The 949-nt window shown below is 75.2% G+C and carries 1 protein-coding gene; it reads left to right on the top strand.

Annotation, left to right across the window (positions count from 1 at the left end; genetic code table 11):
• Positions 1–110 precede the first annotated feature (110 nt).
• The coding region (locus KME75_RS41950) for a family 43 glycosylhydrolase (RefSeq protein ID WP_308283539.1) at positions 111–949 on the top strand (839 nt) is incomplete at its 3' end.

Below are 949 nucleotides of genomic sequence, written 5' to 3'. Positions count from 1 at the left end.
TCGAAGTTCAAGGCAGCACCTGGAGAACGAGCGAGCCACCGCGAAGACCAACGACGACCAGGAAGGACCGCTACGGCCAGGTCGCAGGCAAAATCCGGTCGGGTGAACAAGTGCCAGCTCCAGATGCCTGGCAGGTGCTGGTGCACACCGAGGACCCGCTCGGGCCGTGGTCGGACCCGGTGCGGCTGCCCGACGTCCGCGGCATCGACCCGGACCTGGCCTGGGACGAGTACGGCACCTGCCACCTCACCTACGCCGGCTTCGCGGCGAACGGGCCGGCCGGGATCGTGCAGCAGACCATCGACCCGGGCTCGGGCCGGGTGCTCACCGCGCGGCGCCCGCTGTGGCAGGGCACCGGCGGCAAGTTCCCGGAGGGGCCGCACCTGTACCGCGTCGGCGACCTCTGGTACCTGCTCCTCGCCGAGGGCGGCACCGAGCGCGGGCACGCGGTGACGATCGCGCGCGGGCCGTCGCCGTCCGGACCGTTCGAGCCGTGCCCCGGGAACCCGCTGCTGACCGCGCGCGGCAGCGCCGAACCGGTGCAGAGCACCGGCCACGCCGACCTGGTGCAGCGGGCCGACGGCACCTGGGCGATGGTCGTCCACGGGGTGCGGCCACGGGGTACGAGCCCGGAGTGGCACGTGCTCGGCCGGGAGACCTTCGCCGTCGAGGTCGAGTGGGAGGACGGGTGGCCGCGGCCAACGGATGCCCTCGCCCCCGACGCGGGCGCGACCCTCGTCGAGGAGCTGGCCGGTCCAGCGCTGCCGGTCGCATGGGTCGCGCCCCGCCGGTTCCCAGCTGAGGTCCTGGTGCGGGAGGACACCGGCTGGCGGCTGACCGCCCGCGCGGCCGACCCGGCGGCGGAGGACCTCGCCTTCGTCGGCAGGCGGCAGGAGCACCTGGTCGCCCGCGCCCGGGCCACTGTGGCGGCGGGGGACGGGGTGGGCGG

Source organism: Pseudonocardia nigra (genome assembly GCF_019396355.1).
Classification (GTDB): domain Bacteria; phylum Actinomycetota; class Actinomycetes; order Mycobacteriales; family Pseudonocardiaceae; genus Pseudonocardia; species Pseudonocardia nigra.
Note: the sequence above shows the minus strand (reverse complement) of the source record. Positions and strands in the feature narration are given on the sequence as shown.